The sequence below is a fragment of the Paenibacillus xylanilyticus genome, from assembly GCF_047246825.1.
Lineage (GTDB): Bacteria > Bacillota > Bacilli > Paenibacillales > Paenibacillaceae > Paenibacillus > Paenibacillus xylanilyticus_B.
On record NZ_JBFOLB010000001.1, the window covers coordinates 340,868 to 359,361 of the forward strand.

Sequence of the window (18,494 nt, forward strand, 5' to 3'; positions counted from 1 at the left end):
TATTGCCCTATGATTCACTATTTTTGCGGCTGTGGCCTAGACTTGTGCAGTGGGACGGATTACAATCTCGTTTACGTCAATATCGTCTGGTTGCTCAATGGCAAATGCTATGGCACGAGCAACCGCATCCGGAGGCATTGCCATTTCGTCCCGAATAGATGCGAGTTTATCTCTTACTTCGCTATTTGTTACACTTTCAGTGAAATTTGTTTTCACAATACCAGGCGATATTACGGTTACACGCATTTGATTGCCGGCCTCCTGACGAAGCCCCTCGGAAATGGCCCGAACTGCGAACTTTGTTCCTGAATAAACAGATTGATTGGGCACAGTCTTATGTCCTGCGGTGGAAGAGGTGGTCACGAAATGTCCCGATCCTTGTTCACGAAAAAGAGGTAGCGCTGCGGCTATTCCGTACAGAACGCCCTTCATGTTTACATCGATCATCGCTTCCCAATCTTCGATCCTTAATTCATCAAGGGGAGAGATCGGCATGACTCCGGCATTGTTAATAAATACGTCAATCTTGCCGTACTTTTCACAACCTAGCGCGACAAGACGGGTTAAGTCTTCACGCCGTTTCACATCAATGCTTGCATAAACCGCTTGACCCCCCTGATTCACAATTCGTTCCGCAAGTTTCTCAAGTCGATCGATTCCGCGTGCTCCAAGTACAACTTTAGCTCCACGTGCGGCAAGCAGAAGTGCCGTTGCTTCTCCGATCCCGCTGCTAGCCCCGGTAATGATAACAACTTTACCTTGAATTCCTGAATGTATTTTGTATTGTTCTTCGCTCATGGATGAACCCTTCCTTCATAGTGAGTTTTGCTAGTGCTCTGCTGCACTTACACTGTGAAGTATAGTTAAATCTACGTTATATGAGGTAGACCATTCATGCGCTTTTATTGCCTAATCCTGCCCTGCCAGATACAATTGATGAATCAGATTGACCTTATAAGGATCGGTGATTCATGTGAACGACCACATCAAAACGAATGCCATCACAACCCCTCAACAAGAATTGCTTCGTCTCATCGAGCGGCATTCTGCTGTTGAAGGTATGAATTCCACTGCCATACCCGAACTACATTTCAGACGTGCCAGCCAACAATCGGAACCGACATATACAATCAATATGCCCTCTCTATACATCATTGTTCAAGGATCGAAGACAGCTACGTTGGTTGGCGAAACATACCATTATGATTCAGCTTCCTATATGGTGTCATCCGTGCATCTTCCCGTGATCGGCAGAATTACAAATGCTTCAACGCAGCTTCCTTATTTGAGCCTGCAATTGATACTTCATCCGGACGTTCTGCTGGACATCGTCAATAGATCGAATCAAAAGAAAAGTTTAAAGACGGGACGGGGCATAATGGTCAATCAGTCCACGCCAACGATGTTAGAGGCGGTGATCCGGCTTGTAAAACTCCTTGATTGTCCCGCCGATATTCCCATGTTGGCCCCACTCTACATTCGGGAAATTTTTTATCGAGTGCTGCAGAGCGAGCAGGGGATGTTACTTCAGCAATTTGCCGTCATTGGCAGCTATGCGCAAGGTATATCCAAGGCAATCCAACATATTAACCGAGACTACTCCAAACCTCTCATTATTAATGAGCTGGCTAAAGAAGTAAACATGAGCGTAACGTCCTTGCACAAACACTTCAAGCGTGTAACTGGATTGAGTCCGTTGCAGTATCATAAGACGATTCGATTGCAAACGGCACGACGTTTGCTTCTCACAGAAGGCTTTTCAGCGGCAAATGCGGGTTTTAGCGTCGGTTATGAGAGTCCATCCCAGTTCAACAGGGAATACGCCAGGTTGTTTGGACTTCCCCCAATAAGCGATATCAAGCATCTCCGAGATTCCGTATATGAACTCAATTGATTTGGGTAATCATGCTAATTTAAAAATTCAAAACAGGGCGGGGATATTCTATGAAGGTAACCAAAAAAATGATTGATAAACAATTACGATTTAAAGGCAGACTTATTGACTTATTGTTGAAATCCTCTTCCGAAGAAAAGTGGGTGGAGTCGATGGTCAAATTTAAAATAAGATCAGACAAATCGGCGGGGAAAATAAAAGACATTGAGGGCATTACATGCAGCGAAATGTGGATCCCCCGTCATAATAGCGATTCTAAAATACGTATTCTCATTTATCGACCTAATCACCCTCAAGATCTTCCCGGGGTCCTTTGGATTCATGGCGGTGGGTATGCAATGGGGAATCCAGAGCAATTTGTTCATGCTTGTACAAGATTAATCCGTGCCAAAAACTGTGTGGTTATCGCCCCGGATTACCGTTTATCCGTAGAAGCGAAGTATCCGGCTGCGCTGGAGGATTGTTATGACACACTGCTTTGGATGAAAAATCAGGCAAAAGAGCTTGGAATCCGTGACGACCAACTCATGGTAGGCGGAGAAAGTGCAGGTGGAGGTCTGACGGCTGCGCTTACGCTATATGCGAGAGATAAAGGAGAAGTGAAGATCGCGTTCCAAATGCCGCTTTATCCAATGATAGATAATAGAAATGATACGGAATCAGCAAAAGATAACAATGCCCCAATCTGGAACTCGAACTATAATAAATGGGCGTGGAGACTATATTTAGGGGCGTTAGCTGAAGATGCGGTTCCGCCTTATGCAGCGGCGGCCAGAGCTTCAGACTACAGCAATCTGCCGCCTACGGTCACTTTTGTCGGGGATATTGAACCTTTCAGGGATGAAACCATTCACTATGTGGAACGTTTAAGAAAAGCCGGGGTTTCCGTTGAATTCGAAATATTTAAGGGATGTTATCATGGATTTGATATTATTAACCCAAACGCAGAAGTGAGCAAAAGGGCGACAGCATTTTATATCAATGCCTTTAAATATGCTGTAGATCATTATTTTGTTAAGCAGAATGTTTAAAGGGTTTGATCATATAATGATCATCGCTAGGAGTCAGGTATCGAAATCGATTAATTATGAAATAATTGAAGTGTAGATAAAATGGGGGAACCAAAGTAGGTTCCAGCTGTAAAATAAGTTATGGTCCATAACAGAGCACTGGAGTAGGATATAAGAGCGAATCTCCTAAACTTGATACCACTCAGTCCAATCACCAAAGGCAGCACATATCGCACAATGGGAATAAACAAACCGATACACATCGCCCAATTGCCGCGTTTATTCAGAATCCGTTCAGCCTTGATCATATGTTTATTGTCTTGTAATGTGTGCCTTATTTTTTTCCCAAATAACTTACCTGCAAAATAAGCTATAGTAATCGCCGTTAATAGTCCGGATAAGATACAGAAATATGTGATCCATGAATTGATGACACCTGTCTGGCTCAAAATGGCACCACTGATAATTGTGATCTCATTGGGTATTGGAATTCCGAAAGGGCCCAGGGAGAAGGCAAAATAAAAAATCAGATAACCATACTGATGAAGTAACTCCGTAATCGTCGTACTGATCATTCATGTACCTCCTCTCTTGTTGATATAGCAATCATAATGAATAAATCTAAGGAATTAATGAGTAAATTTCTAAAGAAAATCTAAAGATAACTTCGTAAAGAGATCTTATATCTACATTCCACCCGAAAAAAGTCTTGCCGACATGTGTGTTGGCAAGATCGTATCCATTACTGTGATATGATTTTAACTTTATTATCTCTATGTTCATAATAATATCATTCAGTGGCATGCACAACTCTCAACAAATCAAGGCTTTTCTCCGTATTCTTTACCGAAGTCCGCCATCTTCTCAAGGATCGGCAGCAGTTTGTTTCCCTTGTTAGTTAACGAGTACTCTACTCGTGGAGGAACTTCTGGATACACATCGCGCTTGATAACGCCATCGTTTTCCAACTCTTTAAGCTGCTTGGTGAGAGAGCCTTGTGATAAACCTCCAAGGAATTTTTTTATATCCGTATAACGGCGTGTTTCACCTTTCAGATACCATAGTATAAAGTATTTCCATCGTCCTGAAAGGACATTTTGAGTAAAGGCGATCGCGTACATTTCCCTTTTTTCATCGATAAATTCTTGATCAAATCCTTCATTACAAACTCTCATTTAACTCACTCCTCATCTATAAGTACAAAAAGATGTACCAAGTTCATTTAAATTGCCCTCTTTGCAAACGAGATGAATAAACTTATGATTGTTTCAAATCACGTACACAAGTTTAGTTTGCGTAATATGTGAAAGATATTATTCTTATTTCGCTATATAGTTAGTAAGCTAAATAAATATACCATAGAAAGGAGTAGTTGATAAGTGAATATTAGCAGGACAGTAGTGGGGCTATAGACACTCGGAGGTTTCAGCAGATACCAGTGAAATTAAAATAAAAGGAGATGTTTTACATTGAGTAAAAAAATTCGAACCGGAATCATAGGTGCATCAGTTAACAATGGTTGGGCAAGCGGTACTCATATTCCGGCCATTGAACATTTGGATGAGTTTGATCTTACGGCAGTTGGGACAAGCAATATGGCGAGTGCGAAGAAGAGTGCAGAAGCTTTCCGCGTAGATCACGGTTTTGATAACATGGAAGATTTGGCTCAACATCCGGATGTGGATATGGTAGTCGTCAGTATTAACGTCAAGGAACATTATAATGCTGTTCAAACCATTGCTCCTGCTGGAAAACCGATCTATTGCGAATGGCCACTCGGATCCAATACAGGTGAAGCGCTTGAAATGCAGAAATGGGTAGCTGATCGCCAATTGCCAAATGCGATTGGATTGCAAGCCAGACAGGCCCCGGCAATTCAATATGTGAAAGATCTAGTGGCAGAAGGGTATGTTGGAAAAGTATTGTCAGCCAATTTGAAGATCTCCATTGATGGAATGGGTGGTGTTGGTGACAAGTCCACAGCATATTTGTTTGATCGGAAGATTGGAGGGAACTTGCTTACCATTGTAGGTGGACATAATTTGGATGCATTTACCTATATGCTCGGGGATTTCACCGAACTTTCGGCCGTCACGGCGCAACAGTTCCCTGAAGTCGAATTGGTGGATATCCAGAAAGTCATCAAGAAGACGACAGATGATCAAATACTGATTACAGGAAAATTGACGAGTGGTGCAGCAGCCAGTGTTCATATTCAAGGCGGAGTCAAACATCAGACCGGACTTACACTTGAAATCTTCGGAGACAAGGGTACGATCGTGCTGAGTGCGCCTGCTTCAATTCAATTCGGGTCACACCAATTGCGCGGTGCAGGCACTAATGACCAACAGCTTGGTGAGCTAACCATTCCCGATTCCTATTACTGGGTGCCAGACTCTCTCAAAGATGACCTAGGATTTGTTCTGAACATGGCTCAGGCTTATCGTAAATTCGCCCAAGATATCCATGAAGGAACATCCTTAACACCCACTTTCGCGGATGCGGTAAAACTCCATCAGTTACTGGATGCAGTAGAGAAAGCAGCACGAACTGGAGAACGTCAATATTTTTGATTCTGAAAATTTAGGGACAGAACAAAGCTATCAACTTTTAGTTAACAGGCTAATTATTAAAGGATTACAAAAAGGTGATTTTACGCTGTGGCTTTCGGAGTAAGGAGAAGAACGACATGAAAACAAGAAGTGAGATGCAGCTGGCTCTACAAATGGTTTCTGGGTATGGAGCTGAGTTCAGCGCCTGGAGAATGCCCGGTACCGACCCAGCAGCTTATACCAATACGGATCAATATGTGGAACGGGCTAAATTAGCCGAAAAAGGAAAATTTCAAATGATTTTCATTGCTGATACTCCAGCATTAACCGTTAACTTAGGGCCTCAGACGCCTATGTTTCCTATGGACCCTATGCTGGCTCTAATGGCTGTAGCAAGAGAGACGAACCATATTGGGCTTGTTGCTACTCTCTCTACGACATTTAATTATCCTTACAATATCGCGCGTCAGTTCAAAGCACTGGATGTAATCAGTCATGGACGTGTAGGGTGGAATGCAGTTACCACATCTGATCCCTTAGCGGCAGCTAATTTCGGTTCACGGGTTGCCAATCGCCAAGAACGCTATGACAAGGCGCATGAGAGCATCCAAATCGTGCAGGCATTGTGGGGGAGCTGGGAACCAGACGCTTGGACGTTAGATGTAGAAGGAGGGACATTTGCCGATATGGACAAAATTCAGCCCATAAACCTTCAAGGTCAATATTATGCATCTCGCGGTCCGTTGCCGATCCCGCCATCCGAACAGGGCCAGCCTGTTATTTTCCAGGCTGGAGGAGGGAGAGAGGGATTGGAATTGGCGGGAAAATACGCTTCTGGCGTCTACGCCAATCCTTATGATATAGAGTCTGCTCGTGAACAAAGGCAAGCGATTCGGGAAAGTGCTGCCCGTTTCGGCCGAAACCCCGATGATATCAAGATGTTTGCAGGTTTCATGTTTTCTCTGGCTTCAACGGAAGAAGAGGCTCTAGTACGTCGAAAACAACTGATGAGTTTTAATCCGGAGGAGATTCCCAACAGGGTAAATTACCTTGGTTCCATGGTTGGTCTGCCTTTATCCGTAAATTCGGTAGATATAGATAAACCTTTAGCGCACGACTTATTGAAGAATGCATATGCCAACCCAATGGATCCACGTTCCGCAAGAGCATTGAAGTTGTTGTTACAAGGGTTATCTATTCGGGATGTTCTCGCCCACGGAGTCATTAACTATCATCCGGTAGTTGCAGGTACCCCTGAGCAAGTCGCTGATTTCTTGGAAGAATGGTTTGTGGCGGGTGCATGTGACGGCTTCTCGGTTGTACCCGATATATCCTTTGATGGAGTTGCCGATTTTGTGAACCTGGTTGTCCCGATATTGCAGGACCGGGGATTATTTCATAGGGAATATGAAGGGAAAACACTACGCGAGAATATGGGCGTTCCTTACGAATATGGGATGCGGAAAAATTAAATAACTAAATATTGGAGAGGACTTTTATGAATAATACACTCGAATTGCTTCATAACCATACATCGTTTCGTGCTTACACATCTCAACCCCTTACGGAAGAACAACGGGACGCAATCTTTCAGGCAGCTAATCAAACCTCATCGTTCAGCCTTCTGCAGGCCGTATCCATTATTCGAATTACAGATCCGGTACTTCGAAAAAAAGTCAGACATCTCTGTGTCGATCAACCTTATATTGAAGAAGCGGCAGAGTTTTGGATTTTCTGTGCAGATTTTAACCGAAACCATCAAATTGCCCCGGATGTGGATATTGAATTTATTGAATTTCTATTGATCGGATCATTCGATGCCGGACTAATGGCACAGAATGCGTTAACGGCAGCCGAATCCATGGGACTTGGCGGTGTTTTTATTGGTGGGGTCAGAGCCAATATTTCCGAACTATCTGACGTATTGAATTTACCGAAATATGTGATTCCTTTGGTCGGATTATGTATTGGCCATCCAGCTGGAGATAAACCTGAGCTGAAACCCCGGCTACCACAATCCATGGTATTGCTTGAAAATCAGTATCAACCCCTTGATCGAGAGAAATTAGCTGTCTACGATGAAACCATGCTGAAGTATTATAAAAGTCGTCCGGTTAAGGCTCCTTTCACAGTGAAAAAAGTAAAAGGATGGAGTGACCATGTCCAGGATCATCTTGAAAGAAGTATTCTGCCTGAAATGATGGACTACTTGAACAAGCAAGGATTTGCAAAAAAATAAGCATCAAAACAAAGCTATCCTTTGTGAAAATTAGATACGAAAACTTTCCCTAACAGGGGAACTTTAGGTAAATTGACACCTGTATTTCACCGTGATACATTTAGTATACTAACTATAATTCGGGTGCAGGGAGGAAACATTCATGACAGATCCAGTGGATTGTGAGATTCGACAGACGTTAGATCGGATTTCTTCCCAAATGCGTCGAAATTATAGTGAATCTCTAAGGGAAATCAATCTCTACGTAGGCCAAGATAATTTGTTGTATCGACTGTGGTTGGGTGACGGGGTAACACAAATGCAACTATGTGAACACTTAAAATGTGAACCGCCTACGGTAACTAATATGGTTAAATCATTGGAGCAGAACGGATTTATATATCGGAAACGTGATGAACAAGATGCAAGAATCATGCGTATATATCTAACGGATAAAGGCAAAGAATTAGAAAAGCCGGTTGAAAACAAATGGAAGGAACAGCAGGAAAAATTACTGCATTCCATATCTAAGGAAGATCGGTTGATCTTAAGACAACTAATGCAACAAATGGAGAGTAATATAGTATAGCTCGCTTATAAATATATTCAGTTCTCAAGATATAATTAGTAGTCCACATTAAATGCATGTGAAACAAGCCGCTATTTCAGCGGCTTGTTTTATTTCAAAAGTACAGCGCGCCTACTCGAATTTTGAAGGAGGCACGTTGTAATATTTTTTGAAGGCTTTAGAAAATGTAAAGGGATCGGGATACCCGAGGAAACCAGCGATCTGTTGTATCGTATATTTTTTTTCGTAGAGATAATCCCTTGCCCGATTCATTTTGATCCGGGAAATGTACTGTCCTGGCGTGATACCTACGGTTTTCTTGAATAAGGAGATAAAATATTTCTCGGAGACACCGGCAATTGACGCGAGTTCGTTGATCCGAATGGAACACTCCAGGTTCGCATCCACGTATTGGAATACGTCCTGCAGGAATTCCAGGCTTCCTTCTGTTTTTCTTGGGTGTTTACCGTCCAGGAATGTACCAGCATAGGTACCTTGTTTGTGAAGCTCGAGGATCTGCGCGATGACGACGAGAAGAGAAGCTTTTAAGTAAAGCTGGTTCCCTGACGTGCCGCTGCCCCGCTTTAAGCGGTGATAGGCTGTGGTGAACAGCGTGACTTCCTCATGGATCAGGTTGCCCGGCACAATGCCCGGGAGTAGAAACTCGCCCAGAATTCGCTGTTGGTCGCCGATGCCGAAATCAAAGTGGATATATATGAATCTGCAATGATCTCCGTTTGTTGAGGCGATATAAGGCATATCGGGATAAAAAAAGACCACGTCCCCCGGGAACGCTATATGTTCGATCCCATCAAGTGTGATCTTAACGGAACCCGATTGGATGAACCAGAGATCGTAATCGGGATGCGACTTGTGTTCAATCCAGCCCATATCATGAGCTTGTTCTAAATAAGAACTCATCCGGAGCGTAATGTACTCCGAGAGTTCGTTGAGTATACTCATATTTATTCTGCCTTCATTCATTGGATCCTCCCAATTTCCTCTACCGCATGACATCCTTCAATTTCAATTAGTATATCAAAGGATTAAGGACTTGTTAATGATCATACTATTTGACATGTTTTAAAAACTATCGCACATTCCGCTTTTGCTTCACTCTCCTATAATGAACTTATAACATATGAGGAGGGTTAATTATGAATAGTTCAAATATGCAGCAACCGAAGGTTGTCGTGATCGGAGCAGGCAGTCTATTTTTCGGACGTCAATCCATTTGGCAGATGATTCACTCCCCTTACCTGAATCGGGGAACGCTTGCTTTGGTGGATACGGATGAGGAAAGACTGGCGAAAATGGTAAGACTCGCAGAAATGGTGGCTCGGGAGAACAACGTATCGTTGAAGGTGGAGGGCTCGACGGATCGAAGAAAGGTGCTACCGGAGGCCGACTTCGTTGTGCTCAGCTTTGCCGAGCAATCGGTGAAATATCGGGGTATTGATTGTCAAGTGTCTTTAAAATATGGCATCCGCATGTGCTCCGGGGATACAATCGGACCGGGCGGGATATTTCGGGCAATGCGGGAGCTTCCGGTGATCATGGAATGCGCCAAAGACATTGAAGAGTTGTGTCCCGATGCTTGGGTTATCAACTACATTAACCCCTCTACCGTCCATGGTATCGCGTTACACCGTTATGCCCCGAAGCTGAAATCGTTCGCGCTGTGCGACAGCCACCATATGCCGCATAAAAAGGCCTTTTACGCAATACGAGCCGGAATAATTGGAGACCGGAGCGAGTTTAGCGAAGAGATCGACAGGAAATTCGATTTTCGCATCGCCGGCGTCAATCATTTCACGTGGCTGCTAAAAGCGGAATATGAAGGCAAGAATCTCATACCCGCGATCGCAGAGACCATGCGCAAGGCAGCTGGTGAAGAGAACAACGGCGGAGACCGCGGCGCAAAAGCACTTCATAATGACGCCATTACGTACGAACTGTACGATACTTTTGGTTACATTCCTACCTGCACAGCCCACACGAAGGAATACGTTCGTTTTTGGCAAGGCCTTGGAAAGACGCAAGACGCCATTCCGCCGTTATCGATTTGGGAGACGGAGGAACGGTATCAGCGTCATGACGAGATGTGGCAGCAGGTGGACGACTTTCTCTCTGGTGACATTCCGATCGCTGATTACATGAGTACTTTTGGCCCGGATCATGCCACAGACATTATCGAAAATATGGTGGGGAATTTGGGAAAACGGTTCTTTATCAATACGCTCAACAACGGGGCGGTAACAAATATGAATCATGATTCGTTCCTGGAGCTGTTATGCGACGTAAGCATGGATGGAATAAAGCCGGTCCACGTAGGTGAGATGCCGCGAGGAGTTCGAGGGATGCAGGAGCTTGTGTTGGATACGCATGAGCTTACGGTGGAGGCAGTCGTGGAGCAAAGTTATGAAAAGCTGAGGAGAGCCATGTTGACAGATCCGCTCATAAGTTCCATCAGTGACGCGGATAATATCATCAAAGAATTGCTGGCATTGGAGCGGGAGATGATTCCGGGTATCTGGTATACGGATGGGCTAAATGAGAATTGACTTTCTGGATAAATCATCATAAGTAAGTTCCGCATCTGGAATCATTAAATAAATCTGAATGCACAATGAAAGTCGCTAATATAAGCGGCTTTTTTGTCTTGAATCCGCAAACGAACACGTATATCTTTCATCCATCTCCTACTCGCGATCTCGTTCTCACGTACCTGTACCATCTATAGAACATAAAAATATTTGTCGAAAAATCATAGACAGAATATCGTTCTTTATTTTCCATATTTGTGTTATTCTGTTCTTGTTAGGCGGCTATTTTATTTGCTTGATCGATACGGAAGGGGGAAGATTATCGAATCATCCAATGGGGATAAAGAGAGTAACGGCACTGCTTGTTGAAAAAAATAGAATAAGCGGAGGTTTGGTTATGCTCAAAAAAATGAAGAAATTTGGCGTTTGCAGCTTAGGGCTAGTATTGTTGGCAGCCGTGGCATTTACCGGGTGGAGTACCCGGGCATCGGCAGCTGATTTCAGATCATTAACAGCCTCGCAAATCGTATCGGAGATGGGTGCAGGATGGAATTTGGGGAATCAGCTTGAAGCAGCAGTAAACGGTGTACCGAATGAGACAGCATGGGGCAATCCTGTCGTTACCCCAGAATTGATCAAAAAGGTGAAGGCTGCTGGCTTCAAAACAATTCGAATTCCCGTATCCTATTTAAATCATATTGGAAGCGCTCCCAATTATACGATCAATGCCACATGGCTGGATCGGATCCAAACCGTAGTTGACTATGCATATAATGAAGGCTTATATGTGGTCATTAACATTCATGGGGATGGGTATAATTCCGTTCCGGGTGGATGGCTTCTGGTAAACGGCAGCAATCAGGCTGCCATTAAGGAAAAATATCAAAAGGTATGGCAGCAAATTGCTACCAAGTTCAGCAGCTATAATGAGCGTCTTATTTTCGAATCCATGAACGAAGTGTTCGACGGAAATTACGGTAATCCGAATTCGGCGTATTATGCTAATCTGAACGCCTACAACCAAATCTTTGTGGACACGGTCCGGAAAACAGGAGGCAACAACAACGCCAGATGGCTGCTGATTCCAGGCTGGAATACAAATATTGATTACACTGTAGGCAATTATGGATTCGCGCTCCCGACCGATCAATTCAGATCCTCGGCAATTCCCAGCTCCCAGAAGAGAATCATGATCTCGGCACACTACTACTCCCCTTGGGATTTTGCAGGTGAGGAGAACGGCAATATCACCCAGTGGGGTGCAACGGCAGCAAATCCTTCGAAGAAGTCTACTTGGGGACAAGAGGATTATCTGAATTCGCAGTTCAAATCGATGTACGATAAGTTTGTAACGCAGGGCTATCCTGTTGTGATTGGTGAATTCGGTTCTATTGATAAAACAGCTTACGACGCTAGCAATAACGTATATCGTCAAGCCTATGCCAAAGCGGTAACAGCAACCGCCAAGAAGTATGGTGCCGTGCCGGTGTATTGGGACAATGGACATAACGGTCAGCATGGTTTCGCTTTGTTTAACCGTTCAAACAATACAATCACTCAGCAAGGCATCATTAATGCCATCATGCAAGGTATGCAATAATCCAAGATCGTGTTTTACCATGAAATTGGCGTGTCCTTTCATAAGAAGGGACATGCCGTTTTTTTGTGCGATCCGTAGAGTTATGAGGTACATTTTTCCAATGAAATTTACATAAGACACATACAGAATTCATTAAACTCCACAATACCTTTTATATACTTAATTTGCTTGAAATAGCGAACTAAAAGGACTAGGTGGTAGACAGAATGCTGAAAAAACGAGATTTGCATGAATGCCACACACTGTACAGCTTATTGATAGACCCCGCAGTGTCACCTTACGTTCGTTACCAGTGCCAGTCGCATGAGGAATATTTATTCCTGACCAAGCAGTTGATGGATGAAGAAGAACAGAATACCACGATTTCCCGAACGATTCTGAACGAAACTGGACAGCCGATCGGAACCATTGATTTGTATCATGTCGTAAATAACACGGGGTACCTGGCCACATGGATTGGAGCGCCGTATTTCGGAAAAGGCTACAGCCAACGAGCGAAATCCGCCTTTTTGACTGAACTTTTCCTCGAACATGCGATCGAAACGGTATTTATGAAAATTCGCAAGCAAAATATCCGATCCAGTAAAGCCGCACAGAAGCTGCCTTATGTAAAGTTAGCCAATGATTTGTATCATGAAATGTATCTATCGATTAATGCGAAGGAACAGATCTATGATCTGTATCATGTGGAACGGTCGACCTTTATCGAGAGCAGCATTGAGCTGCATCACGTAGTGGCTACGTAACAAATAATATAAAGAACCCTTTGCATAAGAGGAACGATTAAGAAATCATGAACATAATAAAGCAAAGTGAGCTGTCGAGGGTCAAAAGCATGCTCTCATTAAATGTCGCTAATTTAGCGGCTTTTTTTGTTGTCTTATCGGCACAAGTTCCTGTCCAGAGGGAGAATAATAACTTGTTCTGTGATGAATCAAACATGGATTGAAACGTGTTACGGCTCACTACGTATCATGCCCTCCTCCCACTATCTATTGTGGGCCTGCCATTCTATTCTCCACACTAAGGAGAAAGGAAGGAAATGGAAGGAGTTAACAAGCTTAATGTCATATTTAATAACATATAAGTCGTGTTTTTGTGAAAATTACAAAATTAAATCAATACTTTTTATGAAAAAACACAAAGACTTACGGAATTTTTCGTAATATAATATGACACAAGAAGAAAAACGATCATAAAAGTCAGGTTATGTAACATGTGATTACGGCCTACTAGATGAATGCTGATACGTACTGAAAGGGGACTAGAACATGCAAATTACAGCAGAGCCTTATCATTGGCCTTTTGACGGGAGTGTCGATCCCATGAGAACAGCATTAGTCATCATCGATATGCAAATCGACTTTTGTGGCAAAGGTGGTTATGTGGACCAGATGGGGTATGACTTGTCCTTGACGGCCAAACCGATTGGGCCCATTCAAACACTTCTTCAGCGGGTTCGACAAATTAAAGGTTTTCACGTCATCCATACGAGAGAGGGACATAAGCCGGATCTGTCTGATTTACCCGCGAACAAACAGTGGCGCAGCAAACAGATCGGTTCAGAAATAGGCTCGCTTGGGCCTGCGGGACGCATATTGGTTAGAGGTGAACCGGGTTGGCAGATTACCCAGGAGCTTGCACCCATCGAAGGGGAATCGATCATTGACAAACCAGGTAAGGGCAGTTTTTATGCGACGGACTTGGATCTGATCTTAAAGAATAAAGGAATTACCCACTTAATTTTGACGGGGATCACAACGGATGTTTGCGTGCACACGACAATGCGCGAAGCCAATGACAGAGGATATGAATGTTTGATTCTTGAGGATTGCACGGGAGCAACCGATCCGGATAATCATCACGCGGCGCTTCAAATGGTTAAAATGCAGGGCGGCGTGTTCGGCAGTGTCAGCAGCTCAAGCGAGGTTTTGAAAGCACTAGCTATGTTTTAAGCAGACAATACCATAAAAACAGACAAAACCAACAACATCGGAGGAAACCATATGTGGAAATGGTCTAGAAAGTCATTAATTATCCTCATGTCCGCTTTAGTTCTCGTACTAACAGCTTGCGGTTCTAATAATACACCGAGTTCAGCTACAGGGGATGGGGAAACAGGTGAGCTGAAAAAGGTCATCCTGCGTCTGAAGTGGGTTCACCAAGCACAGTTTGCAGGGTTCTATACAGCAGTGGAAAAAGGCTTCTATAAAGAAGTGGGCTTGGACGTTGAAATCAGACCAGGAGGCGCGGATTTCCCTTCCGTACAGATGATTGCATCAGGTGCGGAGCACTTCGGTGTAACGGGTGCAGATCAAATACTGATGGCCAGGGAAAAAGGGGTTCCCGTGAAGGCACTTTCCGCTATATATAGAAAAACGCCATTCGTGTTGTTTAGTCTCAAGAATTCCGGGATCACGAAGATGGAAGATCTGGTCGGTCAGAAGATTGGTGTGAAGCTGGGCGGAAATGAAGAATTAACTTACCGTGCAATGGTGAAGAATGCCGGCATCGACGGCACAAAGGTAGAAGAAATGCCAGCGAAATATGACCTGAGTCCATTGCTCAGCGGGCAAGTGAAGGCATGGCCAGGCTATGTGATCAATGAGGTCCTCGCTGTACAGGAACAGGGGAATGAAGTCAACATCATAGAGCCGAACGATTATGATATTAACTTTTATGCGGATACGTTGTTTACGACCGAGGATATTATCGAACGGGACCCGGAGATGGTAAAAAGCTTCGTCCAGGCTTCCATGAAGGGTTGGAGTTACGCCATGGAGAACCCGGAAGAGGCTGCCGAATTCGGCTTGAAATACGGGGATAAATTGACCCTTGATCACGAGGTTAGCATGATGAATGCGAGTATTCCTTTGCTGGAGCCTGAAAATCTTCCACTCGGCAAGATGCAATCAGAGGCATGGGAAGTGCTGCAAAAGAACCTGATTGATCTGGATTTCTTGAAGGAAGAGCAAAAGCTTGAGGACGTATTCTCAAATGAATTTATTGAATAGGGAGTGATTTTAATGCTAACAACGGCTTCTTCCAAAAACGAAATCGCGGTTACGTTGAAAAATTGCTCCTTATCGTTTGGTGACGTAAACGTACTGAATAATGTGTCGATTGATATTTATAAAAATGAATTTGTTTCGATACTCGGACCAAGTGGCTGCGGCAAATCAACACTACTCCGATTAATGCTCGACTTGCTTCAGCCGAACGCGGGAGGAAAGATCGTCTATCCATCGAAGGATCTCTCGCTCGGCATGGTATTCCAGAAGCCGGTATTGATGCCTTGGCTGACTGCAATCCAAAATATCTCCCTGCCTCTCACGATTGGGGAGAAGAAATTCACCAAAAAGGAGATCAAGGAAAAAGCGGAGTCCTCGCTTCGGTTAGTTGGACTGCAGGATTTCATGAATCATTTCCCGCATCAGCTCAGTGGAGGCATGCAGCAAAGGATTGCGATTGCACGGGCGCTCGCGGCAGATCCGACGGTATTGCTTATGGATGAGCCCTTTGGTGCATTGGATGAATTTACGAGAGAAAAGCTGAATTTCGAGTTACTGCGTTTATGGGAGAGTCCCGAAACAAGCCTAAGCACGGTCGTTATGGTTACCCACTCGATTCAGGAATCTGTACTGTTATCCAACCGCGTTATCATGATGTCACCAAGGCCTGCGGGAGTGGAGGATATTATTTCAGTTCCGCTGCCGTCACCGAGAGAGGTGGGGATGGATGAACTTCCGGCCTTCCATCAGACTGTAAATGAGTTAAGAAAGCGGGTCAAACATCTATGAGGACAAAAATACAAGACGCCATGTATCCCGTCGTATTCGCTATCGCCTTCCTGGTATTGTGGGAACTTGCTGTACGTCTCTTCGATATACCGCTCTATTTGCTCCCATCTCCCACTGGAATCATATCTGTTATGGACAGCTCGTTGTGGTCGCATATGCTAGTCACGTTGATGGAAGCTTTGGCGGGCTTCGTACTGGCCAATTTCTTCGGATTGATTACCGCTGTCATATTCGTACATTCCAAACCCATTGAAAAAGGAGTATTCCCGCTGGCCATTGCGCTCAAAACTACCCCTCTTGTCGCTCTGGCTCCGCTTCTGGTCGTATGGATGGGGACGGGTTACTCTTCCAAGGTTGTAGCTTCGATGCTAATCTGTTTCTTTCCCATTCTGGTCAACAGCGTTAAGGGTCTAAAAGCGATTGAGCACGAAGCATGGGAACTTTTCTCCACATATAAAGGTACCAAATCGGAAATTTTCTGGAAGTTGCGGCTGCCGACGAGTTTGCCTTACGTGTTCTCCGCGTTGAAAATTTCGACCTCTCTAGCCATTGTTGGTGCAATTGTCGGTGAATTTGTCGGTGCAAACAAAGGGCTAGGCTATGTCGTCTTGGTTTCCTCGTACCATATGGATACGCCTGTGATGTTCTCCGCAATTATCGCTTCAGCATTATGCGGACTTGTTCTATTCTGGGCAATCAGCTTACTTGAGAAAAAAATTATATTCTGGCAAAGGGCGGATGACCTATGATGAAATGCACCGTGAACCGTGTTCCAAGCCGTTCGCCTAACGACATGGTGTCGCTTGAGCAAGCGATCAAAGAAGGAGTAATTGATCCGCAAGATGTGGTTGCGGTTCTAGGCAAAACGGAGGGCAATGGCTGCGTGAACGATTTTACGCGAGGCTATGCTGTTTTAGCTTTAAAACAATTTTTTAGCGAATATCGCAAAGATTCAACCTCTCCAATTTCTTATGTCATGTCAGGAGGAACCGAAGGCATATTGAGCCCTCACTTTACGGTGATCAGCCGCAAAGGTACCTACAGCCAAAGTGAGGTGAGACAGGATCAAAAATCACTTGCGATCGGTGTGGCTAAGACGGCTGATTTCCTTCCGGAGGAGATTGGGAGGCTGGCTCAAGTGGATGAGGTGGCGGCGGCTGTTCAACGAGCCATAGCGGAAGCTGGCATCGAGTCCGCGGCAGATGTACATTTTGTGCAAATTAAGTGTCCGCTGCTGACGTCGGAGGACGTGCAAGATGCTCAAAATAGAGCTCATAGCACCGTAACGGAAGATACGTATAAATCAATGGGGTATTCGAGGGGCGCATCGGCAATTGGTGCAGCAATTGCTCTCGGAGAGGTTGATCGGGCGGAGCTTAAGGATACGGATATTTGCGGGTCCTGGCAGCTGTTCAGCAATGTCGCCTCAACCTCCGCAGGAAGCGAGCTTGCGTATTGTGAAGTAATCGTCTTCGGTAATTCTGCCTATGCGGAAGGTCCGTACTTCATCGCCCATGATGTGATGAAGGATGCCATTGACGCGGCTGCACTCAAACGTCTGCTGGTGTCACACTCAGATTCTGAAATGGTACAGGTGCTTGCTAAAGCAGAGGCAGATCCAACAGGATTCATTAGGGGCAACCGGCATACGATGCTTGATGATTCGGATATCAATCATACGAGACATGCACGTGCTGTCGTCGGAGGTGTACTTGCCTCAGTGTGTGGCGATCCGATGATATACGTATCCGGTGGTGCTGAGCATCAGGGGCCTCCAGGCGGCGGGCCGGTAGCGATCGTTTTCAAGCGTAAGGAATAAACGAACATCCAACAAATAGCCAAAGACGGAGGAACGATAACGATGATCACAGCAAAGAAAACTGAGGTAATTATTGGAGAAGAAATGCAATGGGGGCTTATGCCAGACCATATTGAACTTTATCACCGCGAGATTGTGTCTGCGTCACAGGCCGATCAAATGGGCTTTCGCACCAGCTCCGTTCTATGGGAGAAAATTGGAGTTGGCGGTCAGGTACTGCCGCATTTTCATGATGTGGCTGAAATTATCTATATTACAGTTGGTAAAGTAAAGCTGTTGTGCAATGGAGAATGGAAAAGCTACAAGGCGGGCGATACGTTCCATGTCCCGGCAGGCGTCGTGCATTCGGTAGCGAATGACGATGATCAACCGACCGAGCAGATCAGTATTTTTTTACCTGTAGAAGAAGATACCCCGACCAACTCGTTTTTTAATACATCGCTGGTGGAAGACGTGTATTCTACAAAATTGAAATAGTCAGGCGGGA

At 44.5% G+C, this 18,494-nt stretch carries 19 protein-coding genes; 15 read left to right on the forward strand and 4 right to left on the reverse strand.

Going from position 1 to position 18,494, the window contains the following annotated elements:
* Window positions 1–36 precede the first annotated feature (36 nt).
* A complete protein-coding gene (locus AB3N00_RS01450; protein ID WP_413032960.1) occupies window positions 37–798 on the reverse strand; it encodes an SDR family oxidoreductase in 762 nt (253 codons plus the stop codon).
* 262 nt (window positions 799–1,060) lie between these two features.
* Between AB3N00_RS01450 and AB3N00_RS01455 the strand changes: the two genes are divergently transcribed.
* Complete coding sequence (locus AB3N00_RS01455; protein WP_413035163.1) at window positions 1,061–1,894, forward strand: AraC family transcriptional regulator N-terminal domain-containing protein; 834 nt, start codon at window positions 1,061–1,063, stop codon at window positions 1,892–1,894.
* Between the two features lie 50 nt (window positions 1,895–1,944).
* A complete protein-coding gene (locus AB3N00_RS01460; RefSeq protein ID WP_413032961.1) occupies window positions 1,945–2,925 on the forward strand; it encodes an alpha/beta hydrolase in 981 nt (326 codons plus the stop codon).
* 50 nt (window positions 2,926–2,975) lie between these two features.
* Here the strand turns inward: AB3N00_RS01460 and AB3N00_RS01465 are convergent, their stop codons facing one another.
* Together AB3N00_RS01465 and AB3N00_RS01470 are read right to left on the reverse strand one after the other, a co-directional pair.
* Window positions 2,976–3,479 carry a DedA family protein gene (locus AB3N00_RS01465; protein ID WP_413032962.1) on the reverse strand — a complete coding sequence of 168 codons (504 nt, stop codon included), beginning with the start codon at window positions 3,477–3,479 and terminating at the stop codon, window positions 2,976–2,978.
* A 246-nt stretch (window positions 3,480–3,725) separates the two neighbouring features.
* Window positions 3,726–4,079, reverse strand: a complete 354-nt coding sequence (locus AB3N00_RS01470; protein WP_413032963.1) for a winged helix-turn-helix transcriptional regulator — start codon at window positions 4,077–4,079, stop codon at window positions 3,726–3,728.
* Window positions 4,080–4,373: 294 nt separating this feature from the next.
* Here AB3N00_RS01470 and AB3N00_RS01475 point away from each other — a divergent pair, with 294 nt between their 5' ends.
* The 4 genes from AB3N00_RS01475 to AB3N00_RS01490 all read left to right on the forward strand — a co-directional run bounded on the left by AB3N00_RS01475 (window position 4,374) and on the right by AB3N00_RS01490 (window position 8,263).
* A complete protein-coding gene (locus AB3N00_RS01475) occupies window positions 4,374–5,477 on the forward strand; it encodes a Gfo/Idh/MocA family protein (RefSeq protein WP_413032964.1) in 1,104 nt (367 codons plus the stop codon).
* Window positions 5,478–5,593: 116 nt separating this feature from the next.
* Complete coding sequence (locus AB3N00_RS01480) at window positions 5,594–6,928, forward strand: NtaA/DmoA family FMN-dependent monooxygenase (protein WP_413032965.1); 1,335 nt, start codon at window positions 5,594–5,596, stop codon at window positions 6,926–6,928.
* A gap of 26 nt (window positions 6,929–6,954) precedes the next feature.
* Window positions 6,955–7,695, forward strand: coding sequence for an oxygen-insensitive NADPH nitroreductase (nfsA, locus tag AB3N00_RS01485; RefSeq protein ID WP_413032966.1), 741 nt, complete (start codon window positions 6,955–6,957; stop codon window positions 7,693–7,695).
* Window positions 7,696–7,837: 142 nt separating this feature from the next.
* On the forward strand, window positions 7,838–8,263 hold the full coding sequence (locus tag AB3N00_RS01490; protein WP_413032967.1) for a MarR family winged helix-turn-helix transcriptional regulator: 426 nt from the start codon (window positions 7,838–7,840) through the stop codon (window positions 8,261–8,263).
* 111 nt (window positions 8,264–8,374) lie between these two features.
* Here the strand turns inward: AB3N00_RS01490 and AB3N00_RS01495 are convergent, their stop codons facing one another.
* Window positions 8,375–9,226, reverse strand: coding sequence for an AraC family transcriptional regulator (locus AB3N00_RS01495; RefSeq protein ID WP_413032968.1), 852 nt, complete (start codon window positions 9,224–9,226; stop codon window positions 8,375–8,377).
* A 173-nt stretch (window positions 9,227–9,399) separates the two neighbouring features.
* Here AB3N00_RS01495 and AB3N00_RS01500 point away from each other — a divergent pair, with 173 nt between their 5' ends.
* The 9 genes from AB3N00_RS01500 to AB3N00_RS01540 all read left to right on the forward strand — a co-directional run bounded on the left by AB3N00_RS01500 (window position 9,400) and on the right by AB3N00_RS01540 (window position 18,484).
* Window positions 9,400–10,806, forward strand: a complete 1,407-nt coding sequence (locus AB3N00_RS01500) for a glycoside hydrolase family 4 (protein WP_413032969.1) — start codon at window positions 9,400–9,402, stop codon at window positions 10,804–10,806.
* Between the two features lie 379 nt (window positions 10,807–11,185).
* Window positions 11,186–12,388, forward strand: a complete 1,203-nt coding sequence (locus AB3N00_RS01505) for a glycoside hydrolase family 5 protein (RefSeq protein ID WP_413032970.1) — start codon at window positions 11,186–11,188, stop codon at window positions 12,386–12,388.
* A gap of 206 nt (window positions 12,389–12,594) precedes the next feature.
* Window positions 12,595–13,134, forward strand: a complete 540-nt coding sequence (locus tag AB3N00_RS01510) for a GNAT family N-acetyltransferase (RefSeq protein WP_413032971.1) — start codon at window positions 12,595–12,597, stop codon at window positions 13,132–13,134.
* 525 nt (window positions 13,135–13,659) lie between these two features.
* The gene (locus AB3N00_RS01515; protein ID WP_413032972.1) at window positions 13,660–14,343 is read left to right on the forward strand and encodes a cysteine hydrolase family protein; all 684 of its coding nucleotides are present in this window, start codon (window positions 13,660–13,662) and stop codon (window positions 14,341–14,343) included.
* Window positions 14,344–14,394: 51 nt separating this feature from the next.
* Window positions 14,395–15,402: an ABC transporter substrate-binding protein gene (locus AB3N00_RS01520; protein WP_413032973.1), complete on the forward strand. Its 1,008-nt coding sequence runs from the start codon at window positions 14,395–14,397 to the stop codon at window positions 15,400–15,402.
* A gap of 12 nt (window positions 15,403–15,414) precedes the next feature.
* Window positions 15,415–16,188 carry an ABC transporter ATP-binding protein gene (locus tag AB3N00_RS01525; protein WP_413032974.1) on the forward strand — a complete coding sequence of 258 codons (774 nt, stop codon included), beginning with the start codon at window positions 15,415–15,417 and terminating at the stop codon, window positions 16,186–16,188.
* Window positions 16,185–16,937: an ABC transporter permease gene (locus AB3N00_RS01530; RefSeq protein ID WP_175398857.1), complete on the forward strand. Its 753-nt coding sequence runs from the start codon at window positions 16,185–16,187 to the stop codon at window positions 16,935–16,937. Before AB3N00_RS01525 ends, AB3N00_RS01530 begins: the two co-directional genes overlap by 4 nt.
* Window positions 16,934–18,007 carry a ring-opening amidohydrolase gene (locus AB3N00_RS01535; RefSeq protein WP_413032975.1) on the forward strand — a complete coding sequence of 358 codons (1,074 nt, stop codon included), beginning with the start codon at window positions 16,934–16,936 and terminating at the stop codon, window positions 18,005–18,007. Before AB3N00_RS01530 ends, AB3N00_RS01535 begins: the two co-directional genes overlap by 4 nt.
* Window positions 18,008–18,049: 42 nt before the next feature.
* A complete protein-coding gene (locus AB3N00_RS01540) occupies window positions 18,050–18,484 on the forward strand; it encodes a cupin domain-containing protein (protein WP_413032976.1) in 435 nt (144 codons plus the stop codon).
* Window positions 18,485–18,494: the final 10 nt, after the last annotated feature.